Source organism: Aminobacter carboxidus (assembly GCF_014863355.1).
Classification (GTDB): domain Bacteria; phylum Pseudomonadota; class Alphaproteobacteria; order Rhizobiales; family Rhizobiaceae; genus Aminobacter; species Aminobacter carboxidus.
In genome coordinates, this window is record NZ_JACZEP010000016.1 from 33,434 (window position 1) to 53,684 (window position 20,251).

General features: G+C 63.5%; 21 protein-coding genes. 9 read left to right on the forward strand and 12 right to left on the reverse strand.

Annotated features, from left to right (window positions below; genetic code table 11):
• Nucleotides 1-32: 32 nt before the first annotated feature.
• From IHE39_RS27435 to IHE39_RS27465, 7 genes are read right to left on the reverse strand one after another with little or no spacing between them, the layout of a single operon-like run.
• Nucleotides 33-965: a heme-dependent oxidative N-demethylase subunit alpha family protein gene (locus IHE39_RS27435; RefSeq protein ID WP_192568724.1), complete on the reverse strand. Its 933-nt coding sequence runs from the start codon at nt 963-965 to the stop codon at nt 33-35.
• Nucleotides 962-1,540, reverse strand: a complete 579-nt coding sequence (locus IHE39_RS27440; RefSeq protein ID WP_192568725.1) for a hypothetical protein — start codon at nt 1,538-1,540, stop codon at nt 962-964. Before IHE39_RS27440 ends, IHE39_RS27435 begins: the two co-directional genes overlap by 4 nt.
• Nucleotides 1,522-1,821 (reverse strand): type II toxin-antitoxin system RelE/ParE family toxin, encoded by a 300-nt coding sequence (locus IHE39_RS27445; RefSeq protein WP_067958394.1) that lies wholly within the window; start codon nt 1,819-1,821, stop codon nt 1,522-1,524. The genes IHE39_RS27440 and IHE39_RS27445 overlap by 19 nt, the downstream gene beginning before the upstream one ends.
• Complete coding sequence (locus tag IHE39_RS27450) at nt 1,818-2,099, reverse strand: CopG family ribbon-helix-helix protein (protein WP_192568726.1); 282 nt, start codon at nt 2,097-2,099, stop codon at nt 1,818-1,820. The genes IHE39_RS27445 and IHE39_RS27450 overlap by 4 nt, the downstream gene beginning before the upstream one ends.
• Nucleotides 2,100-2,158: 59 nt before the next feature.
• Nucleotides 2,159-2,827 carry an aminotransferase class IV family protein gene (locus IHE39_RS27455; RefSeq protein ID WP_192568727.1) on the reverse strand — a complete coding sequence of 223 codons (669 nt, stop codon included), beginning with the start codon at nt 2,825-2,827 and terminating at the stop codon, nt 2,159-2,161.
• Nucleotides 2,776-3,930 (reverse strand): aminodeoxychorismate synthase component I, encoded by a 1,155-nt coding sequence (locus tag IHE39_RS27460; RefSeq protein ID WP_192568728.1) that lies wholly within the window; start codon nt 3,928-3,930, stop codon nt 2,776-2,778. The genes IHE39_RS27455 and IHE39_RS27460 overlap by 52 nt, the downstream gene beginning before the upstream one ends.
• A gap of 30 nt (nt 3,931-3,960) precedes the next feature.
• Nucleotides 3,961-5,796, reverse strand: coding sequence for a M3 family oligoendopeptidase (locus tag IHE39_RS27465; RefSeq protein WP_192568729.1), 1,836 nt, complete (start codon nt 5,794-5,796; stop codon nt 3,961-3,963).
• A 142-nt stretch (nt 5,797-5,938) separates the two neighbouring features.
• On the opposite strand from IHE39_RS27465, the gene IHE39_RS27470 reads away from it, so the two are divergent.
• Both IHE39_RS27470 and IHE39_RS27475 read left to right on the forward strand, forming a co-directional pair.
• Nucleotides 5,939-7,444: a sigma-54-dependent transcriptional regulator gene (locus tag IHE39_RS27470; protein WP_192568730.1), complete on the forward strand. Its 1,506-nt coding sequence runs from the start codon at nt 5,939-5,941 to the stop codon at nt 7,442-7,444.
• A 356-nt stretch (nt 7,445-7,800) separates the two neighbouring features.
• Nucleotides 7,801-9,516 carry a peptidoglycan L,D-endopeptidase MepK gene (locus tag IHE39_RS27475; protein WP_184769639.1) on the forward strand — a complete coding sequence of 572 codons (1,716 nt, stop codon included), beginning with the start codon at nt 7,801-7,803 and terminating at the stop codon, nt 9,514-9,516.
• A 99-nt stretch (nt 9,517-9,615) separates the two neighbouring features.
• On the opposite strand, the gene IHE39_RS27480 is transcribed toward IHE39_RS27475, so the two are convergent.
• Both IHE39_RS27480 and IHE39_RS27485 read right to left on the reverse strand, forming a co-directional pair.
• Nucleotides 9,616-10,257 carry a 2-dehydro-3-deoxy-phosphogluconate aldolase gene (locus IHE39_RS27480; RefSeq protein WP_192568731.1) on the reverse strand — a complete coding sequence of 214 codons (642 nt, stop codon included), beginning with the start codon at nt 10,255-10,257 and terminating at the stop codon, nt 9,616-9,618.
• A gap of 147 nt (nt 10,258-10,404) precedes the next feature.
• Nucleotides 10,405-11,274 carry an N-acetylmuramidase domain-containing protein gene (locus IHE39_RS27485; RefSeq protein WP_192568732.1) on the reverse strand — a complete coding sequence of 290 codons (870 nt, stop codon included), beginning with the start codon at nt 11,272-11,274 and terminating at the stop codon, nt 10,405-10,407.
• A gap of 174 nt (nt 11,275-11,448) precedes the next feature.
• Here IHE39_RS27485 and trhO point away from each other — a divergent pair, with 174 nt between their 5' ends.
• The 5 genes from trhO (at nt 11,449) to IHE39_RS27510 (ending at nt 15,940) form a co-directional block, all read left to right on the forward strand.
• Nucleotides 11,449-12,378: an oxygen-dependent tRNA uridine(34) hydroxylase TrhO gene (gene trhO, locus IHE39_RS27490; protein WP_192568733.1), complete on the forward strand. Its 930-nt coding sequence runs from the start codon at nt 11,449-11,451 to the stop codon at nt 12,376-12,378.
• 102 nt (nt 12,379-12,480) lie between these two features.
• Entirely contained in the window at nt 12,481-13,230 is a 750-nt protein-coding gene (locus IHE39_RS27495; RefSeq protein WP_184769643.1) for a tellurite resistance TerB family protein, read from the forward strand.
• Between the two features lie 327 nt (nt 13,231-13,557).
• The gene (locus tag IHE39_RS27500; protein WP_192568734.1) at nt 13,558-14,313 is read left to right on the forward strand and encodes an SDR family oxidoreductase; all 756 of its coding nucleotides are present in this window, start codon (nt 13,558-13,560) and stop codon (nt 14,311-14,313) included.
• A 113-nt stretch (nt 14,314-14,426) separates the two neighbouring features.
• Nucleotides 14,427-15,245 (forward strand): sterol desaturase family protein, encoded by an 819-nt coding sequence (locus IHE39_RS27505; RefSeq protein ID WP_246485657.1) that lies wholly within the window; start codon nt 14,427-14,429, stop codon nt 15,243-15,245.
• Nucleotides 15,242-15,940: a methyltransferase family protein gene (locus IHE39_RS27510; protein WP_192568735.1), complete on the forward strand. Its 699-nt coding sequence runs from the start codon at nt 15,242-15,244 to the stop codon at nt 15,938-15,940. The genes IHE39_RS27505 and IHE39_RS27510 overlap by 4 nt, the downstream gene beginning before the upstream one ends.
• A 24-nt stretch (nt 15,941-15,964) precedes the next feature.
• Here IHE39_RS27510 and IHE39_RS27515 read toward each other — a convergent pair whose 3' ends face one another.
• On the reverse strand, nt 15,965-17,149 hold the full coding sequence (locus IHE39_RS27515; protein WP_192568736.1) for a pyridoxal phosphate-dependent aminotransferase: 1,185 nt from the start codon (nt 17,147-17,149) through the stop codon (nt 15,965-15,967).
• Nucleotides 17,150-17,232: 83 nt separating this feature from the next.
• On the opposite strand from IHE39_RS27515, the gene IHE39_RS27520 reads away from it, so the two are divergent.
• Together IHE39_RS27520 and IHE39_RS27525 are read left to right on the forward strand one after the other, a co-directional pair.
• The gene (locus IHE39_RS27520) at nt 17,233-17,916 is read left to right on the forward strand and encodes a GNAT family N-acetyltransferase (RefSeq protein WP_192568737.1); all 684 of its coding nucleotides are present in this window, start codon (nt 17,233-17,235) and stop codon (nt 17,914-17,916) included.
• Nucleotides 17,917-18,066: 150 nt separating this feature from the next.
• The gene (locus IHE39_RS27525; RefSeq protein ID WP_184769646.1) at nt 18,067-18,273 is read left to right on the forward strand and encodes a hypothetical protein; all 207 of its coding nucleotides are present in this window, start codon (nt 18,067-18,069) and stop codon (nt 18,271-18,273) included.
• 231 nt (nt 18,274-18,504) lie between these two features.
• Here IHE39_RS27525 and IHE39_RS27530 read toward each other — a convergent pair whose 3' ends face one another.
• Both IHE39_RS27530 and IHE39_RS27535 read right to left on the reverse strand, forming a co-directional pair.
• A complete protein-coding gene (locus tag IHE39_RS27530; protein ID WP_184769647.1) occupies nt 18,505-18,975 on the reverse strand; it encodes a nucleoside deaminase in 471 nt (156 codons plus the stop codon).
• 125 nt (nt 18,976-19,100) lie between these two features.
• Nucleotides 19,101-20,249, reverse strand: a complete 1,149-nt coding sequence (locus tag IHE39_RS27535) for a HoxN/HupN/NixA family nickel/cobalt transporter (RefSeq protein ID WP_192568738.1) — start codon at nt 20,247-20,249, stop codon at nt 19,101-19,103.
• Nucleotides 20,250-20,251 lie beyond the last annotated feature (2 nt).

The following is a 20,251-nucleotide window of genomic DNA, read 5'->3' on the forward strand; positions in this document are numbered from 1 at the left end:
TGCAGTAGGAAGCGGACGTTATGCCGCTATTGTTAGCCGGCAGAGGCGATGCCGTTGAGGAAACCGACCAGCCTGTCGCGGTCGGCCGTGAGGCCCTTGTAGTCGAGCTGCTCGTGGTCGAGCGCCATCAATTGTTCGGCGAAAGAGGTGGCCAGTTGCGCCCTGTCAGGGGTGCGCGCAAGCACTGCCAGCGGATCGAGATAGATGCGGATCGTAAACAGGATGTCGCCTGAGACGGGCAGCTTTCTCAGCGTCTGACGCTCGACGCGAATGAAGGCGTGGGCCGCAGCATCAGCGCCGGGAAAGGTTGAATCCGTTTCGGGCGAGCGGGCCAGACGCTGGCGATCGGAGAGCGGGTGGTAGAGTGCGCCGTCGGCTTGGATCGACCAGTTGAAACGTTCGACCAGCACCGCGAGCTTGTCGAACATGCGCGCGATCAGCTCGGCCATGCGGGTGCCGGGGCCGAAGCCGGGCACCGGGCCGTGGATGTCGTGGATCGCCTTGCCGAACTTCTCGGTGAGCCGCCATGACGAGGGGAAGCACAGCGAACCGGCAGCCAGCCGCCAGCCATTTTCGCCCTGGCGCATCAGGATAAGGTCTTCCTGGACGAGCTTCGAGGCCGCGATCAAAGGGTTGTTTCCGGTATTGGCGACGTCGATGGAGCGGCCGGAGCTTGCGATGACGCAGCGCCCGCCTTCGAGGCAATAGGTCTCAGGATAGCGCTCGACCAGATGTGCGAGCATAAGGTCGAGCACCTCCTGCTGGGCCGCGCGCGTCTCAGGCTCGGCGACGAAAACCTTGTCGGGAATAGTCGTGTAGAGCTTGTCCTTTTCCGCGAGATAGGCTTCGAGATGCTCGTCGAGCTCGATCCAGTCGCGCGGCTGCGCCTGCTTCAGTCCGATGGCGAAAGGTTTCGAGGTGCCGTCATAGGGCGTATGCGTGGGCAGGCTTGTGTTTACGTTCACGACAGCTCGAGACTGGGGTTCGTGCGCGAGGTGCACTGTTTGAGATGTTGCCCGTTCGGACCGAATCCGTAGCCGAGATGGATGAAGTGCGCTTCGTTGGACTTGTCGACAAAGGCGATCATAGCTTCGGATTCTTCGACTTGGGACAACCGAAAATCCATGTCTCCAAGCTCGCTCAGTCGCGCTCTATTTGCCGAGCTGACAGTCGCGCCTCGGGCAATCATCTCGCTCAGAGGGTTGTTGTAGCCTCCATAGACGCAGGCGGTGGTCCAGTTTCCGTCATTCAACAGGGTTAAGTCGATGATGTTGCGACCGTAGTCGCCATTGGACCATCGCTCGGCGATTTCCTCGATTTGCTGGGTGAGAAATCGGTATTTCGGATTTGAGTCGTCGTAGGGCGGGTTCCATGTCGTTGCATAAATGAGGGCTGCGAATGCCAGTACAATGCCCCATGCCCCAAGAAGCGCGACGACCGCGAATTTGGCGACCTCACCCAAGGCCTTCAGTCCAATGGCGAAAGGTTTCGAGGTGCCGTCATAGGGCGTATGGGTGGGGATCACAGGGTGGTCGGCCACTGCGGCGGGCGGTTGCGCCGCGTATGATAGACGCGAAGCACCTCGATGTTGCCGTCCTTGACGCGGTAGGGAATGAAATAGGGCAGGTCGGGCACAGCACATTCGCGAACCGACTCGCGGCCGGCCGTGGGACGGCCGATGTCAGGCCGTTCCTCGATCAGCCTGAGCGCCTTGATGATGCGTTCGCCGACCTTCTGCGCCATTTCGGGATCATCAGCGGCAATAGTGGTACGGAGCTCGGCGAGATAGCGGACGGCGCGGGGAAGGATGCGTAGCGTCATGTCTCGGCGGCACCTGCTTGGGGAGCTGGCAGTTCACTGTCCGAACCCCATGACGCGAGCCAATCCGCCACGGTTTCGCCCAGCACGAAGGTGCCTTCATCTGCCTCGCGTTCGGCCTCGCGGACGCTGGCGAGATAGGCCTGCTGGTCGCCGACATAGGCGGCCACAGCTTCCTTGATGATGAAGGCGCGCGAGCGTCTCGTCAGCGTCGCATAATCGTCTACTTCGCTGCGCAGATCGTCGGGCAGGCTGATAGAGAATTTGGATTCGCTGGCCATGTTCAGGCTCTACAAATGCACCTGGAGACAATGTAGTCGACTATGGCGGTGAGTCAAACCTAACCTCGCACCAGCTTTGCCGCGATCAACCCGCGTAGCGAATTTCCGACCCACAGTCTTGATGCCCCGTTGAGGTCATCTAAGCTCAAGGTTGTCTCGACCGCGTCGCCTCGCGCAAGCATTTCGCCACGAAAAACCCCGGCAAGCAGCCCGCAGGCAAGTGCAGGCGTCCTGAGCGGCCCACCGTCACCAGGGTCGACAAAGAGGTTCGTTATCGTGCCTTCGCAGACGTTTTTCGCCTGATTAAGCAGGATCACTTCGTCCGCTTTTTCGCGGGAAAACTCGGCGCGGGCGCGGTCATAGGCTTCGCGACGCGTCGTCTTGTGGCGTAGCAGCTCGTTCGAGCTGTCGAGGCGCGTTTCGGCGATGCAAATCGTCCACACGGCATCGGGTCCAAGCGGGGCAAATGGCTGGGTGGTGACGTCGGCGCTGCCATCCGCTGACAGGGCGAGGCGGACTCGTAAGGCCGTGTCGCCAGCAGTTGCACGCTTCAGGCCCAGTTCGACGATTTCGCCGGCGAAGTCGAAGCCCAGCGCCGCCGCGGAAGCTTCGAGCCGGGCGAGGTGGAGATCACCGCGCAAAAAGCCGCCAACCGGCTCCCAGCGCAGCGTCTCGATCAGTTCGAAGCCGGCACCGTGCCCGTGGCGAAGCGTGCTTTCAAAAGACATTCCGCATACTCCGCTTCAGCCGTCGAATCGAACACCACGCCGCCGCCGACATTGTAGACGGCCTCGCCATCGTCATGCAGCGTGATGGTGCGGATCGCCACCGAAAACCGCATCGTGCCGCCGGGCGCGATCCAGCCGATGGCGCCGCAATAGACGTCGCGCGGCGTGCTCTCCAGCTCGCGCAGGATCTCCATCGCCCGGATCTTCGGAGCGCCGGTGATGGAGCCGCAGGGAAACAGGGCTGCGAAGACCTGTTCGATGCTAAGGCCTGGCAGCAGTTTCGCCCGCACAGTGCTGACCATCTGGTGCACCGTCGGATAGCTTTCGATGCGGAACAACTCGGGCACGTCGAGCGTGCCGACTTCGCTGATCAGCGAGATGTCGTTGCGCAGCAGGTCGACGATCATGCGGTTTTCCGCCTGGTTCTTCTCGTCGTTGCGCAGGAACTTCTTGAGGGCGGCATCCTCCTCAGGTGTCTTGCCGCGTGGGGCGGTGCCCTTCATCGGATGAGTCTCGATCCAGCCAGCACTGTCGATCTCGAAAAACAGCTCCGGCGAACGCGACAGCACCACCGGTCCCCCGAGCGAGACCAGCGAGCCGTATTTCACCGGCTGGCGGGCGATCAGCGCGTCGAAGGCGTCGAGTGGGGTGCCCGACCATTGCGCGTGGACCGGAAAAGTCAGGTTCGCCTGGTAGCAGTCGCCCTGGCGCAGGTGCTGGTGCAGACGCTTGAAGCGACGCTCGTAGTCGGCCTCCGACCATGTCGCGCGCGCGTCGAAGATCGGCCCGTTGGTGACGGTCGCGCGCGATGCCGGGCGGTCGTTGTCAGATGGCTGGTCGAACACGCCGAGGCAGACGAGCGGTGTGCGCCGGCCCGCGGGCAAAAGCGGCCGCAGCTTCGGTTCGAGCAGATAGCCTGCCTCGTAGGAGAAGTAGCCGGCGAGCCACTTGCCCTGTTCATGCGCCTTCTGAGCCGCTTGGAGCGCCGGGAAAAAATCCGCCGCGTCATGCGCAATGATGATCTCGCGCGGTGCTTCAAACAGCACCTCGCGCCCGGCGGGGTCGTCCCTGAACAGGACGAAAGGGGATTGGGGACCGGTCATGACTTCAGTTGCCTGGGAAAGGGCTGGAACTCAGTCCAGCGCTTCCAGTTCGTCGATGAGGCTGCTGATCACGGCGAGCCCCTTCTGCCAGAAGGCGGGATCGGTGGCGTCGAGCCCGAACGGCTTCAGCAGCTCCGAATGATGCTTGGTGCCGCCGGCGCGCAGCATCTCGAAATACTTGTCCTGAAAGCCGCGCTCGGCGTTCTGGTAGACCGCGTAGAGCGAGTTCACCAGGCAGTCGCCGAAGGCGTAGGCATAGACGTAGAAGGGCGAGTGGATGAAGTGCGGGATATAGGACCAGAACACTTCGTAGCCTTCGCGCAGCTTGATCGCGGGCCCCAGGCTCTCTGCCTGCACCTCGAGCCAGAACTGGCCGAGCTGGTCTGAGGTCAGTTCGCCGTTCTTGCGCTCGGAATGGACCTTGCGCTCGAACTCGTAGAAGGCGATCTGGCGCACGACCGTGTTGATCATGTCCTCGACCTTTTGCGCCAGCATCGCCTTGCGCTCGCGCTTGTCGGTGGTGCGGTCGAGCAGCGAGCGGAAGGTCAGCATTTCGCCGAACACGCTTGCCGTCTCGGCCAGCGTCAGCGGCGTCGATGCCATCAGCGCGCCCTGGCCGGCGGCCAGTACCTGGTGCACGCCGTGGCCGAGTTCGTGGGCCAGGGTCATGACGTCGCGCGGTTTGCCCATGTAGTTGAGCAGCACGTAAGGATGGGCAGATGGCACCGTCGGGTGGGCGAAGGCGCCGGGTGCCTTGCCCGGGCGCACCGGCGCGTCGATCCAGCGGCGGTCGAAGAAATCGCGCGCGATCTCGGCCATCTCCGGCGAGAAGCGCTGGTAGGCGGTCAGCACCGTATCCTTGGCCTCGTCCCAGCCGATCATCGCCTGCGGCGTCTCGGGCAGCGGCGCGTTGCGGTCCCAATGGTTCATCACCTCCATGCCGAGCCACTTGGCCTTCATCTTGTAGTAGCGATGCGACAGGCGCGGATAGGCCTCGCGCACGGCGGCGGCGAGCGCGTCGACGACCTCGCGCTCGACACGGTTGGCGAGGTGGCGCGAGTCGGCGATGTCTTCGAAGCCGCGCCAGCGGTCTGAGATTTCCTTGTCCTTGGACAAGGTGTTGGTGATCAGCGTGAAGACGCGCTGGTTCTTGCGGAAGGTCACTGCGAGCGCGTCGGACGCTGCCTTGCGGACCTCGCCGTTGGGGTCCTGCAGCATGTTCAGCGCCGGCTCCAGCGCCAGTTCCTCGCCGCCGATGTCGAAGCGCAGGTCGGTCATGGTCTCGTCGAACAGCCGGTTCCAGGCGCCGCGCCCGGTGATCGACTTTTCGTGGAATAGCTGCTCGACCCGGTCCTCGAGCTGGTAGGGCTTGTCCTTCCTGAGATCGAGGACCCAGGGGCGGTAATGGCCGAAGGCAGGGTCCGCGTCGAGCGCACCGAGGATCAGCGCGTCATCAACGAGGTTCAGTTCGAGCGCGAAGAACAGCAGATGCGCGCTGGCATCGGTCATCTTTTCCTGCACGTCGCCGTAAAGCTTCGAGCGCTTGGGATCGGAGGTGTCACCGGCGTAGACGAGCCCGGCGTAGGAAACGACGCGGCCGACCAACTCCTCAAGCGCTTCATAGGTACGCATGGCCTCGCCGAGCTTGCCGGCGGAACCGCGCCCGGCCTCGATGGCGAGCGTGCCTTTCCAGCGTGCCTCAAAGGCAACCGCATCGGCGGACGCCTTTTCCAGGTCGCGGACAAGCTCCGGCGCGTCCATGCCGGAATAAAGGTCGGCAAGGTTCCATTCGGGCAGTTCGCCCAGCCCTGCCGCGCTCCCGGTGGAGGCGGTGGCCGACATCTGTTGCCCGGAATTCCAACGCATTGCGTCTTCCTTTTCACTCTCATTCGCCGGTTAGATTCAATCCTAAGGGATTCGTTCACCGGCTTTCTTGAAACCTTATTTAGAACCCTGTGCCAGGATGATCCACATCCAATCAGCAGCTGCGGGCATATTGCGGACATTCATGGCAGGTTCGATTCTCATAGTCGATGACGATCCCGTGCAACGTCGCCTCGTCGACGCCGCGGTGACGAAATTTGGCCACACCGCCATAGCCGTCGATGGCGGCGAAGCAGCGCTTCGCATGCTCGACGGGCCGCGCGCCGGCGAGATCGGCGTCATCATTCTCGACCTGTCGATGCCCGGGCTCGACGGCATCGGCGTGCTCAAGGCAATGCGCGAACGCGGTATTGCACTTCCCGTCATCGTCCAGACCGCGCAAGGCGGCATCGAGACGGTCGTGTCGGCGATGCGCAACGGCGCCTTCGACTTCGTCGTCAAGCCGGCGTCGCCGGATCGGCTGGCGACCGCGATCGACAATGCGCTGAAGGTCGAGGCCGTCGAGGATCAGGTGCGGCGCACCGCGCGCCGCGGCAGCGGCTTGCTCACCTTCCGCGACATGGTCACCCGCAGTCCCGCCATGGACCGCGTCATCAGGCTCGGCCAGAAGGCAGCGGCATCGAACATTCCGATCCTGATCGAAGGCGAATCGGGCGTCGGCAAGGAACTCGTCGCCCGTGCCATCCAGGGGTCGGGCGACCGCCGTTCAAAACCGTTCGTCACCGTCAATTGCGGCGCCATTCCCGACAATCTTGTCGAGAGCATCCTGTTCGGCCACGAGAAGGGCTCTTTCACCGGCGCCACCGACAAGCACCCGGGCAAGTTCGTCGAGGCCAACCACGGCACGCTGTTCCTCGACGAGATCGGCGACCTGCCGCTCGACGTACAGGTCAAGCTGTTGCGCGCGGTACAGGAAGGCGAGGTCGACCCTGTCGGCGGTCGCTCGACGGTCAAGGTTGACATCAGGCTGATCTCGGCGACGCATCGCAACCTTCTGCAGCAGGTCAAGGACAGCAAGTTCCGAGAGGACCTGTTTTACCGGCTCAACGTCTATCCGATCTTCGTGCCGCCGCTGCGCGACCGTCGCGACGACATTCCGCTTTTGGTCAGCCACTTCATCTCCCGTGTCGCACCTGCCAGCCCGCATGGTCGCATTCCGATGATCTCGGAAAACGCGTTGGCGCTGCTTCAGGCCTATGACTGGCCGGGCAACATCCGGCAGCTCGAAAACGCGGTGTTTCGCGCCTGCGTGCTGTCCGAGGGCGATGTGCTCAGCGAAGACGAGTTCCCGCAGATCCGCGCCCAGGTCGAAGGCGTCGTCGATCTCGGCGGCGATGCTACGCCTGTGGTTGCAAACAGCGGTGCCGACAGGTTCGTGCCAACGCCGGTGCTGTCGCCGGCGCCGGAGCGCGCTCGGCCAGGAACGCTGCGCGCGCTCGACGAGCGCGGCAATGTCCGCCCCCTTGCCGATGTCGAGTTCGAGATGATCCGGCTCGCCATCGATCATTACAACGGCCAGATGAGCGAGGTCGCCCGGCGGCTGGGAATCGGCCGCTCGACGCTGTATCGTAAGCTCAAGGAATACGGCATCGATCCGGAGACCGGTCGCAGCGAGCGACTCGCCTCTTGATATTTTGTTGCCGCTGATTTTGATTTAAAGCTTGCGTGTCGCTTGCGGGACGCAGCGCTGTGCAGTTTCTTGCGTATTTGTTCAGTGGTGTTTTTGTGGTTTAAACCAGTGGTTTACCATGAAAAGGCGCGATTCCTTTTTGCTGGGATATCGCCATGGTGTTACCGCATTTCGCCTTCAATAAGCAGTGATTAACCATTAGGATCGATATTCGGACGCGAATCCGTAAGCGTGTCCGGGCTTCAAATCCGGGGACAGATGGCAGCCTAACAGGGCCTTTTGATTTGAATAGGATCGAGAACACCGAAGGGCGTCGTTCGAAATCGAATGGTTGGCAAAAGTGGCTTACAGCCGCGATGCTAACGTTTGGTTTCCTGACAGCCTCGCAGGCGACAGCCTCCGCAGAAACGCGGACGCTCAAGCTGTATTACACCCACACGGGTGAGCGGGCTGAGATCACGTTCAAGCGCAACGGCAGATACGACGCTGCCGGCCTCAAGAAACTCAATCAGTTCCTGCGCGACTGGCGCCGCAACGAGCCGACCAAGATGGACCCGCGTCTGTTCGACGTGGTCTGGGAGGCCTATCGCTCTGCTGGCGCTCGCGACTACATTCATGTTGTTTCGGCCTATCGCTCGCCGGCCACCAATTCGCTGCTGCGCAGCCGCTCCAGCGGCGTTGCGGAAAAAAGCCAGCACATGCTCGGCAAGGCGATGGACTTCTTCGTCCCCGGCGTGCCGTTGAAGAAGCTGCGCGACGCGGGTCTGCGCGTGCAGGCCGGCGGCGTCGGCTATTATCCGCGCTCCGGCTCGCCGTTCATCCATATGGACGTCGGCAATGTGCGCCATTGGCCGCGCATGAGCCGCAAGGAACTCGTTGCCGTGTTCCCGTCGGGCAAGACCCTGCATGTGCCAAGCGACGGCAAGCCGCTGCCCGGTTTCGAGCAGGCATTGGCATCCTATCAGTCGCGCAAGGCGAGCGGTGACTTCGTGCTCGCCAGTGCAGCACCCGCCAAGCGCAGCGGCGGGCTGTTTGCCGCGCTGTTCGGCGGCGGTGCCGACGAGGAAGAAGACACCGGCGAAATCGCCGTGGCAGCCGCTGCGCCCAAGCGCGCTCCGACCAAGGCCATCGCCGAGGCGCCGGCTGCCAAGTCGCTGCCGGGCATCCAGATCGTGGCGCCTGAGAATGCGCAGCGCGCCGAGCTGCCACAGGTCGCCGACGAGGCACCCGACCAGCAGGCGCCCGAAACCATCATTGCAGCCTTGCCGGCGCGCAGCGTGCCGCTGCCTGGCGTAGCGCCGCGGCCGCAGGCCGAGGTTGGCATGGCGACCGCCGAGAACGTGCCGTTTGGTGCTGCGTCGGTGCCGCTGGCCGAAGGCGAGCAGCCCACCGCAGTCGAGCAGCAGATCGCAGCCAACGTGCCGCTGCCGACCTGGCGCCCGAACCACACCCCGCCTGCCGAGCTCAAGCCGGAAAGCCAGAACGTGCTGATGGCGCTGGCCTCGACGGACGACGCGACTGCGAGCGACCTCACCGCTCCGCTGCCGTCGGCCCGTCCGCAGGACATGACCGTCGAAGCAGCGCTGGCTGCGGCGAACGATATTCCCGCCGAAGATGAGTCCGGCCAGGACGAGCTCGAAATCGCCTCGCTTGCGCCTCAGCCGGAGCAGCGTTCGGTTTTCGACCAGCCTGAGACGGTTGCATCTGCCACGCCCAAGAACGCGATCGCCACGGCCTCGGCCGGCACCGATCCGGCCGCGGCCGTCGGTGGCAGTGTCAAGACGACGCGCAAGTCGGCCCGGCCGATGGCACAGGAAGCCAAGCCCGAGCCCAAGCCGGTGGTTGTCGCCGCAGCGCCCGATTCCGCGCGCTGGGCACTGCGCAGCGGCACGCAGGTCACGACTGTCACGACCAACACCAAGGCGCCGGGCTTTGCCTACAACATGGTCCGCACCGCACCGACCGAGGTTTATACGTCGGGCTTCCAGCAGGGCGATCAGGCGGCGAATGCCCATAAGTTCTCCGGCAGTGCCGTGAAGTTCCTCTCGGTGGCGCGGTTCTCGACGAACTGATCGACTTCAAGACAATGAAAAAAGCCGCGCTGGGCAACCCGCGCGGCTTTTTGCTTTTGGAATGACCTTCCCACAAGGTGGAGAAGGTAAAATCGTGCCTCAGCTCTTGCGCAGCTTGTTTGCCTCGGCGGCGAGTGCCTCGATGCCGGCCCAGTCGCCTGCCTTGACCATGTCGTCGGGCGCGACCCATGAGCCACCGACGCAGACGACGTTCGGCAGGCTGAGATAATCCATCGCTTTCTTTGCCGAGACGCCGCCGGTCGGGCAGAACTTCACACCGGCGATGGGCGAAGCCAGCGCCTTGAGGAAGGGCGCGCCGCCGGCCTGTTCGGCCGGGAAGAACTTCAGGAAGTCGAGGCCGGCTTCAAGCGCCGCCATGATCTCGCCCGGCGTGATGGTGCCCGGCAGCAGCGGCACGTCGCTTTTGGCAGCGTGGGCGGCCAGCTCGCGCGTCAGGCCGGGGCTGACGATGAATTTCGAACCGGCGGCGACGGCCTCGTCGAACTGGCGCGCATTCAAGATGGTGCCGGCGCCGACGATGCAATCCTCGACTTCGGCGGCGACGCGGCGGATGCATTCCAGCGCTTCGTCGGTCCTGAGCGTGATCTCGATCGCCCGGAGGCCGCCACGGGCCAGCGCGCGGGCCAAAGGCACGGCGTCGGTTGCGCGCTCGATCTTCAGCACCGGAATGACTGGCTGGCCATCGAGCAGCGCAAGCAGTTTCTGGGTTTTGCTGGTCATGGCAATTCGCTCCGCTGTCATTTTTCAACCGATTTAACAGACCCGCTATTGCGAGTCCACGAAGCCTGTAGCGACACGGTGTTGCGCCCGCATGGCCGACAGGTCGGGGCCTGTGCCTTCCGCCTGCTTCGCGGCTTTTGCGGCAGTCTACGCCTTGCCGAAAATCCCGGCGAGCCAACCTTTGAGTTTCGACCACACGTCACTGCCGCCAAGAGGCAGGGCCTTGGCGATGGCTGCATGGGTGCGCTCGCCGGCGATGCCGTCGGCGGCAAGGCCATGATCGGCCTGGAACCTCTTGACCATGGCTGCCGTGCCTTGGCCGTAGATGCCGTCCGTATCGACGGGATATCCCAGGGCGACCAGCGCTTCCTGCAACTCGGTGACAAGTTCACCGCGCGAGCCGACCGTCATCGTGCTGTCACCGGGGGCGGGGCCGTCGATCTGTCTGGTGTAGGCCTCGGCCAGCTTGAGGTGGTAGCTGTTCTTACGGAAGCCGGGCCCGTTGTAGCCGTGGCCGACCGCTTCCCAGTCGTGCCCGTTCAACGCACTGGTGAGCCCTGCCTTGTCGAGATAGCGCGCCATCAGCCGCGCCTGTCCAGCAGCGCCGGAACGCGCCTCGGTCACAAGAGCATCGACATTGTCGAAGCCCAGCCATTGCCAGTGCGCGCCCATCACCTGGCCGAGACCCCAGGACGTCGATTCATAAGCGGCCTGGTGATCGATATCAGCTGCCTTTTCGAGCATCTGCCAGCGCGCCGCCTGAGCGCGCGGGTTGGCAACAGTGCCTGGGGTCGGCGCAGCGAGGCCTTCAGCGCGGGCGCGGTCCTGCGCGGCACCGGAAAGCCTGCGATCGAAATAATGGCCTTCGAAGCGGATCAGCGGCTCGTTGCGGCCGTCGACCTTGGCGAAGACCTGGCCGGCGCTCTCGATCTCGGCAATGGCGAGCAGTGCTGCCGGTTCGAGCCCGAATTCCCTGGCCGCCTTTTCGATTTCCGTTGCCGTTAGCCTGCTGAACATGCGCGACATTCTCCATATCGCGGCTGCCTTTGTCGCCTGGTTTCGGCAGGCGTGAAAAAGCGGACGGCGAAACAATCCGGTACGAGATAGCAGCCGAATCACGAACAGCCTGTAATCATTCTACTTTCAGCTGCACGTTGAAAAAAACGAGCCAAGGCGCTAGTGGCTCACGCCATGAAACTGTCGACACCCCAGCCACTTTTCCGCGTTGCCGCCCTCTACCGCTTCTGCCGTCTCGACGGTTACGAGGCGCTGCGTGCGCCGCTCGCCGCCTTCTGCTGCGGCCGCGGCATCAAGGGAACGCTGCTTTTGGCCCGCGAAGGTATCAACGGCACGGTGGCCGGCACCGGGGAAGCGATCGCCGAACTGATCGCCCATCTCGAAGCCATGCCGGAATTGTCAGGGCTTGAGGTCAAGTACAGCACCGCCCAGGAGATGCCGTTCCACCGCATGAAGGTGCGGCTCAAGGCAGAAATCGTCACCATGGGCGTCGAGGGCATCGATCCGCTCGCCAGCGTCGGCGCCTATGTCGAGGCCAATGACTGGAACGCGCTGATCTCCGATCCCGACACCATCGTCGTCGACACCCGCAACGATTACGAAGTGTCGATCGGCACGTTTTCGGGCGCTGTCGACCCGCATACCAAGAGCTTTCGCGAGTTCCCGGCCTGGGTCGAAAACCACCGCGGCGAGCTCGAAGGCAAGAAGGTGGCGATGTTCTGCACCGGTGGCATTCGCTGCGAGAAAGCCACGGCCTATGTGAAGTCGATCGGCATCGACGAAGTCTTCCACCTCAAGGGCGGCATCCTCAAATATCTCGAAGAGGTGCCCGCGGAGCAGAGCCTGTGGCAAGGCGAGTGCTTCGTCTTCGACGAGCGCGTGTCGGTGTCGCACGGACTTGCCGTGGGCGAGGCCGAGTTGTGCCGTGCCTGCCGGCACCCGCTGATGCCCGAAGAGCTTTTGTCGCCGAAGTTCGAGGCCGGCGTATCCTGCCCGCATTGCCATGACGCCCGCAGCGAACAGGACCGCGCCCGTTATGCCGAGCGCCACCGCCAAGTAGAGCTGGCAGAACAACGCGGCGACGCCCCGCATATCGGCAGTTGAACGGCTGTATCCGGATTGCCTCGCCAAATTGGCCGGCGTCATTGTAATGTCTTGATCGTCCGCCTACCTCTCGGCGACCGACATTTCCAACCGGAGGCATCCATGTTCGACCCCAAGAAGCTGCTCGACGATCTCCTCGGCTCCAAGATCCCGGGTACCGGCTCCACCGTGCGCGACAAGGCCGGGCAGGCGACCCAGCTTGCCAAGGACAATCCGCTTGCCGCTGGCGCTCTGGTTGCCGTGCTGCTCGGCACCGGTGCCGGCCGTCAGGTCACGGGCACGGCGCTGAAGGTCGGCGGCCTCGCAGCGATTGGCGGCCTCGCCTACAAAGCCTACCAGAACTACAAGGCCGGCAATGCGCCGGAGCAGACAACCGCTGCGCCCAATGCCGAGCCGCAGCTCCTGCCGCCGCCGGCCGACAATTCCTTCCACCCCTCGCAGGCCCCCCAGGGCGAGACCGAATTCGTGCTGACGCTGATCCGCGCCATGATCTCCGCCGCCAAGGCCGATGGCCATATCGACGAAGACGAGCGCAAGAAGATTGGTGACAAGCTCAGCCTGTCGGGCATCGGCTCGGATGCCGAGCAGTTCCTGATGGAGGAACTCAATTCGCCGCTGGATCTCGACTCCATCGTCGCCGCCGCCCAGACCGAAGCGCAGAAGGTCGAGCTCTATACCGCCTCGCGCCTGGCGATCGATCCCGACACCCGCGCCGAACGCGGCTATCTCGACCTGCTCGCGGGCCGGCTGCAACTGCCGGACGCGCTTGTCGACCATATCGAGGCGACGGTCTCGAGCGTCAAGGTGCCGGCTCAACCGACCTCCGTGCCGTCGGTCAATCCGCGCTGGTAAAAGCTTGCGGGGAGGTGGGCTGGAAGCCCCTAAAAGGCGACTTTTCGCGTTAAGGATTTGTTAACCGCCCAGGCGCATCATTTTCTTACTCGGATCGGCTCTCCTCCTCCCAAGCACGGTTCGATCAAAGACTGGGCGGTCGCCAATGACCGCCCTTTTTGTGTGACCGCACCCTCTTCATTGTCAGAGACTGGCGGCGAAGGCGCTCGGCCGCGAGCCAGTAAGGCGCCGTCCTATTTCGATTTTTGGGACCGTGCACTAGACTGCTCAAGCTACCGATGATCTGCCGCCGGCGATCGGTCACGCGCAGGGAGGAGGAGCTTCATCATGGCAAGCAACAGGGTCGCGGTGGTCACCGGTGCTGGCAAGGGCATCGGCAAGGCAGTGGCGACAGCTCTGCTCAAGGACGGTTGGAACACCGTCTTTTGCGGTCGCAGCAAAAATGCGCTCGATGAAGCCATTCGCGATGCCGGCAAGACCGATGCCAGCGCGCTGGCCATCGTCTGCGACGTGACCAAGCCCGACCAAGTCGACGACATGTTCGAGACCATCACCGAGGCGTTCGGCCGGGTCGACCTGCTCTTCAACAATGCCGGCATGGGCTACAAGGCCTCGACAATCGACGAGATCCCCGTCGAGGCCTGGAACGCCGTCGTCTCCGTCAATCTCACCGGCACGTTCCTGTGCTCGCGCGCGGCCTTCGCCGCGATGCGCAGGCAGGAACCGATGGGTGGCCGCATCATCAACAACGGCTCGGTCTCGGCGCACGCGCCGCGTCCCGGTTCGGTACCCTATACCGCGACCAAGCACGCCATCACCGGCCTCACCAAGACGCTGGCGCTCGATGGCCGCCCGTTCGACATCGCCTGCGGCCAGATCGACATTGGCAATGCGCTGACCGAGATGGCGGTGCCGATGACCGTCGGCGTCCAGCAGGCCGACGGCTCGATCGCTGCGGAAGCGGTGATGGACGTCGCCCGCGTCGCCGAGGCGGTGGTCTACATGGCCGGCCTGCCGCTCGACGCCAACGTGCTGTTCATGACCGTGATGGCAACCAAGATGCCTTACGTCGGGCGCGGTTGAGGCGGCCGGCAAGATCCGGCAAATCTCACTATCCGTGGCAAACAGCCGTTAACCCAGAAGTAGTACACAACGTGCTTACGCGTCGAAGTGGCTTCTGGGAGGCGGGTTTTGGCATGCAACTGAGCGATCTGGTGGATCTGAAGGCGCTCCTGATCGTCGCGCTCATCTTCATCCCCCTCGAGCAACTGATCCCGCATCACCATGAGCAGAAGACGCTGCGCCGCCATTGGCTCAACGACGTCTTCTACCTCCTGTTCAACGGCATCGTCATCAAGATCGGGTTGCTGGCCGTGGTTGCCGTGATGATGGTCGGCCTTGGCATGGTCGTGCCACAGAGCGTTGGCGCTGCCGTCCGCAGCCAGCCGATCTGGCTCCAGACGATCGAGGTGATCGTGCTGGCGGATATCGGCTTCTATCTCGCCCACCGCACCTTTCACGCTGTGCCGTTCCTGTGGCGGTTCCATGCGGTCCATCACAGTATCGAGGAAATGGACTGGCTCGCCGGGCACCGGGTCCATCCCGTCGACCAGATCCTGACCAAGTCGGCGTCCTATCTGCCGCTGTTCGCGCTCGGTTTCTCGCCTGCGGCCATCGTCATCTATGCCCTGATCTACCAGTGGCAGTCGGTGCTGGTGCATTCCAACACCCGTATCGGCTTCGGCCCGCTGAAGTGGATTCTCGCGTCACCCAAGTTCCACCATTGGCACCATGCCAACGAGCGCCAAGCTTACGACAAGAACTTTGCCGGCCAGTTGCCGTTCCTCGATGTGATCGGCGGTACGCTCTACATGCCGGACCGCATGCCATCGAAATACGGCACCGATGATCCAGTACCTCATCTCTATCACGAGCAACTGGCCTACCCGTTCACGGCGGCCAAGTCGCTCGACGACGTCAATCTGCCTTCCGTAATCGGAGAGACCCAGAAATGAACAGCCGCCTGGAAGATGTGGCCGGCAAGGGCCTGATGATCTCGATCTTTCTGTACCTGGCCATCATGCAGGCGGTGTCCATCATCGTGACCGTCCAGATGCGGGAGCAGATCGACCTGTGGGGCTTCGTGCTCGCGTCGCGTGTCGCTGGCCTGATCTTCCTTGCCCTGGTCGTGCTCCTCACCGTCATCCGGCATGCGCCGAAGAACGTGTCATCAGGCATCGAGCCGCGGCTGACGGCAATCGCCGGCACGTTCTGCCTGATGTTCCTCGTCGTCCTGCCGACGGGAAGCCCAGGGCTGGGCCTGCGCATCCTTGCTTCCTGCCTGATGGTTGTCGGCACGGTGCTGTCGATCTGGTGCGTGATCTATCTCGGCCGTTCGTTCTCGATCATGGCTGCTGCCCGCCGGTTGGTCGTCCAGGGGCCGTATGCGATCGTCAGACACCCGCTTTACGCTGCCGAAGCCGTCACCACGCTTGGAGCGGTGATTGCCGGCTGGTCGATCTGGTCTGCCCTGCTCTTCGTCCTGTGGTGGGCATTGCAGTACCGTCGCATGCTCAATGAGGAGCAAGTCCTTCGCGCGACATTCCCCGAATACGAAGACTATGCCAGCCACGTCCCGATGGTCATCCCGACACTTACGCCATACCGGCCCGGGATTGCGGCAGCGACTGGTACGCTGCCGGCCGAGTAGAGATCTTGGATCGCAGGCGTCCGGCTATTTCGCCAGGAACGCCTGGATCCTTTCCAGCGCACGCAGGATGTTTTCTTCCGAGTTGGCGTAAGACAGCCTGATGTAGCCTTCGCCCAATATGCCGAAGTCCGGCCCGCCGATCAGGGCGACGCCGGCGTCCTCGAGCAGGGCCGAGGCCAGCTTCTTGGCCTTCCAGCCGGTCTGGCTGATGTTGGGGAATGCGTAGAAGGCGCCTTTTGGCGTGACGCAGGAAATGCCAGGGATGGCGTTCAGCCCCTCGACGACGATCCTGCGCCTGTTGTCGAAGGCGCGCATCATGCGCTCGATGTCGTCCTGTGGGCCGTCGATGGCGGCGATGCCGGCAAACTGGCTGGGCGCGTTGACGCAGGACCAGCAATTGACCGCGAGCTTGCGCACCTTGTCGTAGAGGCGGCCGCCTTCGGGTGCATTTGGCCAGATCGACCAGCCCATGCGCCAGCCGGTCATCGCCCAGGTCTTGGACCAGCCGTTCAGCACAATCAGCCGGTCGCGGATCTCCGGGAAGGTCAGCAGCGAGACGTGGCTTTCGCCGTCATAGGTCATGACGTCGTAGATCTCGTCCGACATGATGGCGACATGGGGATGGGCCTCGAGCCCCTTGACCAGCTTGATGATCTCGACGCGCGGGGTCACGCCACCGGTCGGGTTGGCCGGCGAATTGAGGATCAAAAGCCGCGTCTTCGGCGTGATCAGCGCAAGCGTCTCCTCGGCCGAGAAGGCAAAGCCGTTGGCCTCGCGCATCGGCACCGGCACCGGTGTCGCACCGGTGAATTCGATCATCGAGCGATAGATCGGAAAACCCGGGTCGGGATAGAGGATCTCGGCACCCGGTTCGCCGAACATCAGGATCGCGGCGAACATCGTCGGCTTGCCGCCGGGCATGATCATCACGTTCTCCGGCGACACCTCGACGCCTGTCGCGGCAAGCGTGCGCCGCACCACCGCTTCGCGCGTCGCCAACAAGCCATTGGCCGGGGTGTAGCCGTGATGGCCGTCGCGCAGCGCCTTGATGGCGGCGTCGACGATATGCTCGGGCGTGCGGAAGTCGGGCTGGCCGATGCCCAGATTGACGATATCGCGGCCCTCATGGAGCAGGGCGGTGGCGCGGGCCAATACGGCGAAGGCATTTTCTTCGCCGAGGCGGTCGAAGGCGGCAATCGTGTGGAGCATTCCGGCTATCCGTCTGGTTCTGTTGGGGGCATCCAATTTTTGCGAGAGTTGGGGTGACCATGTCAAACGAATTGGAGACGTCCTTGTCCGAGAACCTGCAGGACTGGAAGCCGCGGCCGCGGCCCGAGCGCATCGACCTCGAGGGGCGCTATGTCCGCCTGGAGCCCCTCGATACGGAAAAACACGGCGAACGCCTGTACGAGATGGCAACCGCCGAAGACGCCGAAGGCCGGTTCCGCTGGCTCTTCGACACCAAGCCGCAGACCCGCGCCGACTTCCAGCCCTGGCTCGAAAAATCGGCGGCGAGCGAGGATCCGCTGTTTTTCGTCGTCATCGACAAGGCGAGCGGCAAGATGGCCGGGCGCCAGACGCTGATGCGCATCGACCCGAATTTCGGCGTCATCGAGATCGGGAACATCTACTGGAGCGACATCGTTTCGCGCAAACCAGCGGCGACCGAGGCGCAGTTCCTGTTTGCGCGCTACATCTTCGAGCTCGGCTACCGCCGCTACGAGTGGAAATGCAACAACCGCAACGAGCCGTCGAAGCGGGCGGCCGAACGGTTCGGCTTCAAGTTCGAGGGCATCTTCCGCCAGCACATGGTGACCAAGGGCGAAAACCGCGACACCGCGTGGTACTCGATCATCGACAAGGAGTGGCCGGCCTTGCTCAAGGCCTACGACGCCTGGCTCGATCCGGCCAATTTCGATGCGGCCGGCCAGCAAAAGCGCAAGCTTGAGGATTTCCGATCTGAATTTGGCGCTTAGGGCAACGGCTGGTGGCTGCTGGCACCGGTTGGGTCGCGCATGCGACAAAGGAACCGGCGCTGGCGCGTTGGCTGAAACGCCAACGGGCGCTATGTAGCTGAACCTTTGCCGGGCGCGGTCCGGACGCAACGAGATGTTAGGGCCACGCCGATGGACACCAAGACACGCCACGCCGCCGTCGCCGCCGCATGGATCATGATCCTCTTCGGCGTCGCGGCGTTCTTCCTGCCCAAGGTGATGCTGGCCGTCGGCAACTATTCGACCGTCGCCGCCGGCGTCATCGCGGTGTTCTTCGTGCTTGCCTTCTTCGGCGTGTTCTGGCTGCGCGGACGTAGCCAGCGTAAGAATGGCAACTGAAACAAGCTGATCTTATCCGGCCGCTGGCGCCTTGGCCGTGTCGGCCAGCGGGATCTTAAGTTCGGCGCGCAAGCCCCCGCCGCCGCGGTTCCTGAGCGTCACGTCGCCGCCAAAGCGGCGGGCAATGTTGCGGGGCAGCCGCAGCTCCAGGGCGCATTTCTCGTGTGCGCGGACTATACGGCAGAGGGTAAGGACTCTTCGGCGACTGCAAACCTTTGGTGACGTGTGCCGTCACCAAAAGTCCTTGTGGTCTCTTACGATCTGTTCTTCGAGTTCGGGGTACGGGCCACGGACCGCTACAGGGCGCCGTCCGGCGGCAAACACCTGGTGACAGCTCAGGTCGAGGGTCAGGTTCTCCGGATTGTCTCCGGTCAGCTCGGCCAGCCGCTTTTCGCTGAGACCGTAGACCACAGTGCCAATGCCGGCCCAATAACTGGCCCCGGCGCACATGCAGCATGGCTCGACCGAGGTCACCAGCGTGCATCGCTCGAGAAAAGTCGGGTCGTATTGCCGTGCTGCCGCGCGGGCGACGTTTGCCTCCGCGTGGCCAACGCCGCGATCCAGCGCGTAGGTATTGCCCGACGACAGGAGCACGTCGCCCTCCGGCCCGACCAGCAGCGCCCCGAAGGGATGATTGCCGCTGGCCCGGCTCTCGGTGGCAAGCTGCACGGCGAGACGTAGATAGTCGGTATCGTTCCGCATGGCCGCCTCCTTGGGATGCCCATTCGCAACTATACCCGTAAAGGCCCTGGATTCCATGTTTCTGGATTGCACGACAAGATCATCGCGCTGCAAGCCGGGCGGTAACAGGTGTCGGTTGCAATCCGCTAGGCGTTCAGGCTTGCCGCAAGCAACACCAGGCCCAGCAGCATGACGAGCGCCGCGCCGCCGATCTCGATGACATTGTGGACGCGGTTGCCGGCGCGGCCGTCTCCGGCTATGGCCACGGCCCAGTTCTTGGCCGTGACGGCAAGTACCGCGAGCGCCGACACAGTGATGGCGGTTCCCAGCGCCATGGCGAAGACCGACAGGATGCCGCCGGCCCACAGGCCGTTGAGGAAGGCGAAGCTGAGCACGATCAGCGCGCCCGAGCAGGGGCGGATGCCGACGGCGGCAACCGCCGACCAGGCGGTGCGCCAGTCGAAGTGCTTGCCTTCAAGCATTTTGGGGTCGGGCGCATGCGAGTGGCCGCAGGTCGAGCAGACTTCGCCCGCAGCGTGAGCGTGGTGGGCGTGACCATGATCGTGAGCGTGGGGATCGTGATGCGTGTGGTTGTGAGCTTGATGCGCATGGCCGTGGTCGTGCGCATGGTAGTGGTGATCGTGCGAGTGGTCATGGCCGCAGGTGGCGTGGTCATGGTCGTGGCTGTGCGTATGCACGCGCGCGGCCGACAGGCTGTGCACCGGGGCGGCACCGGCCAGGCCGAACGCCATCGGCTTGAGCTTTTTCCACAGCAGCCAGGCACCGAAGGCGGCGATCAGCGCGTAGCTCACCGTCTCCAGGAACCACGTCGCATTGGTCATCGACACCGAGGTGCCGCGCAGCACCAGAAACACCAGTGTCATCAGCACGACCGCCGTCGCGCCCTGGAGGAAGGCCGAGACGAAGGACAGCATCACGCCGCGGCGCAACGCCACCTCGTTGGCGAGCATGTAGGACGAGATCACCGCCTTGCCGTGACCGGGGCCGGCGGCGTGGAAGATGCCATAGGCAAAGGACAGACCGACGAGCAGCCAGATACCGCCGCTTTCACCGTCGCGCATCGCCTTCAGCGAACCGGTCAGCGAGCGGTAGAACTGCTGCTGGTGGACGTTGATCCAGTTGAGCAGTTCGGAGAACAGCCCGGTCGATGGAACCATCGCTTCGTTGGTGCCGATGCCGAGCGAACTCTGGGCGTGCGCCCGGACCGCGAAATGGCTGAGCACGTAGCTGAGCGCAAGGAGCGCGAAGATCACGCGGATGGTCGTCTTCTTCACTG

Excerpts from the sequence above, each read along its gene's own strand:
- IHE39_RS27505 (WP_246485657.1), top strand. The coding sequence starts at position 14,427 with ATGCAACTGAGCGATCTGGTGGATCTGAAGGCGCTCCTGATCGTCGCG.
- IHE39_RS27465 (WP_192568729.1), bottom strand. The coding sequence starts at position 5,796 with ATGCGTTGGAATTCCGGGCAACAGATGTCGGCCACCGCCTCCACCGGG.
- IHE39_RS27485 (WP_192568732.1), bottom strand. The coding sequence starts at position 11,274 with ATGTTCAGCAGGCTAACGGCAACGGAAATCGAAAAGGCGGCCAGGGAA.
- IHE39_RS27445 (WP_067958394.1), bottom strand. The coding sequence starts at position 1,821 with ATGACGCTACGCATCCTTCCCCGCGCCGTCCGCTATCTCGCCGAGCTC.
- IHE39_RS27500 (WP_192568734.1), top strand. The coding sequence starts at position 13,558 with ATGGCAAGCAACAGGGTCGCGGTGGTCACCGGTGCTGGCAAGGGCATC.
- IHE39_RS27515 (WP_192568736.1), bottom strand. The coding sequence starts at position 17,149 with ATGCTCCACACGATTGCCGCCTTCGACCGCCTCGGCGAAGAAAATGCC.
- IHE39_RS27455 (WP_192568727.1), bottom strand. The coding sequence starts at position 2,827 with ATGTCTTTTGAAAGCACGCTTCGCCACGGGCACGGTGCCGGCTTCGAA.
- trhO (WP_192568733.1), top strand. The coding sequence starts at position 11,449 with ATGAAACTGTCGACACCCCAGCCACTTTTCCGCGTTGCCGCCCTCTAC.
- IHE39_RS27480 (WP_192568731.1), bottom strand. The coding sequence starts at position 10,257 with ATGACCAGCAAAACCCAGAAACTGCTTGCGCTGCTCGATGGCCAGCCA.
- IHE39_RS27495 (WP_184769643.1), top strand. The coding sequence starts at position 12,481 with ATGTTCGACCCCAAGAAGCTGCTCGACGATCTCCTCGGCTCCAAGATC.
- IHE39_RS27525 (WP_184769646.1), top strand. The coding sequence starts at position 18,067 with ATGGACACCAAGACACGCCACGCCGCCGTCGCCGCCGCATGGATCATG.
- IHE39_RS27475 (WP_184769639.1), top strand. The coding sequence starts at position 7,801 with ATGCTAACGTTTGGTTTCCTGACAGCCTCGCAGGCGACAGCCTCCGCA.
- IHE39_RS27510 (WP_192568735.1), top strand. The coding sequence starts at position 15,242 with ATGAACAGCCGCCTGGAAGATGTGGCCGGCAAGGGCCTGATGATCTCG.
- IHE39_RS27530 (WP_184769647.1), bottom strand. The coding sequence starts at position 18,975 with ATGCGGAACGATACCGACTATCTACGTCTCGCCGTGCAGCTTGCCACC.
- IHE39_RS27450 (WP_192568726.1), bottom strand. The coding sequence starts at position 2,099 with ATGGCCAGCGAATCCAAATTCTCTATCAGCCTGCCCGACGATCTGCGC.
- IHE39_RS27460 (WP_192568728.1), bottom strand. The coding sequence starts at position 3,930 with ATGACCGGTCCCCAATCCCCTTTCGTCCTGTTCAGGGACGACCCCGCC.
- IHE39_RS27470 (WP_192568730.1), top strand. The coding sequence starts at position 5,939 with ATGGCAGGTTCGATTCTCATAGTCGATGACGATCCCGTGCAACGTCGC.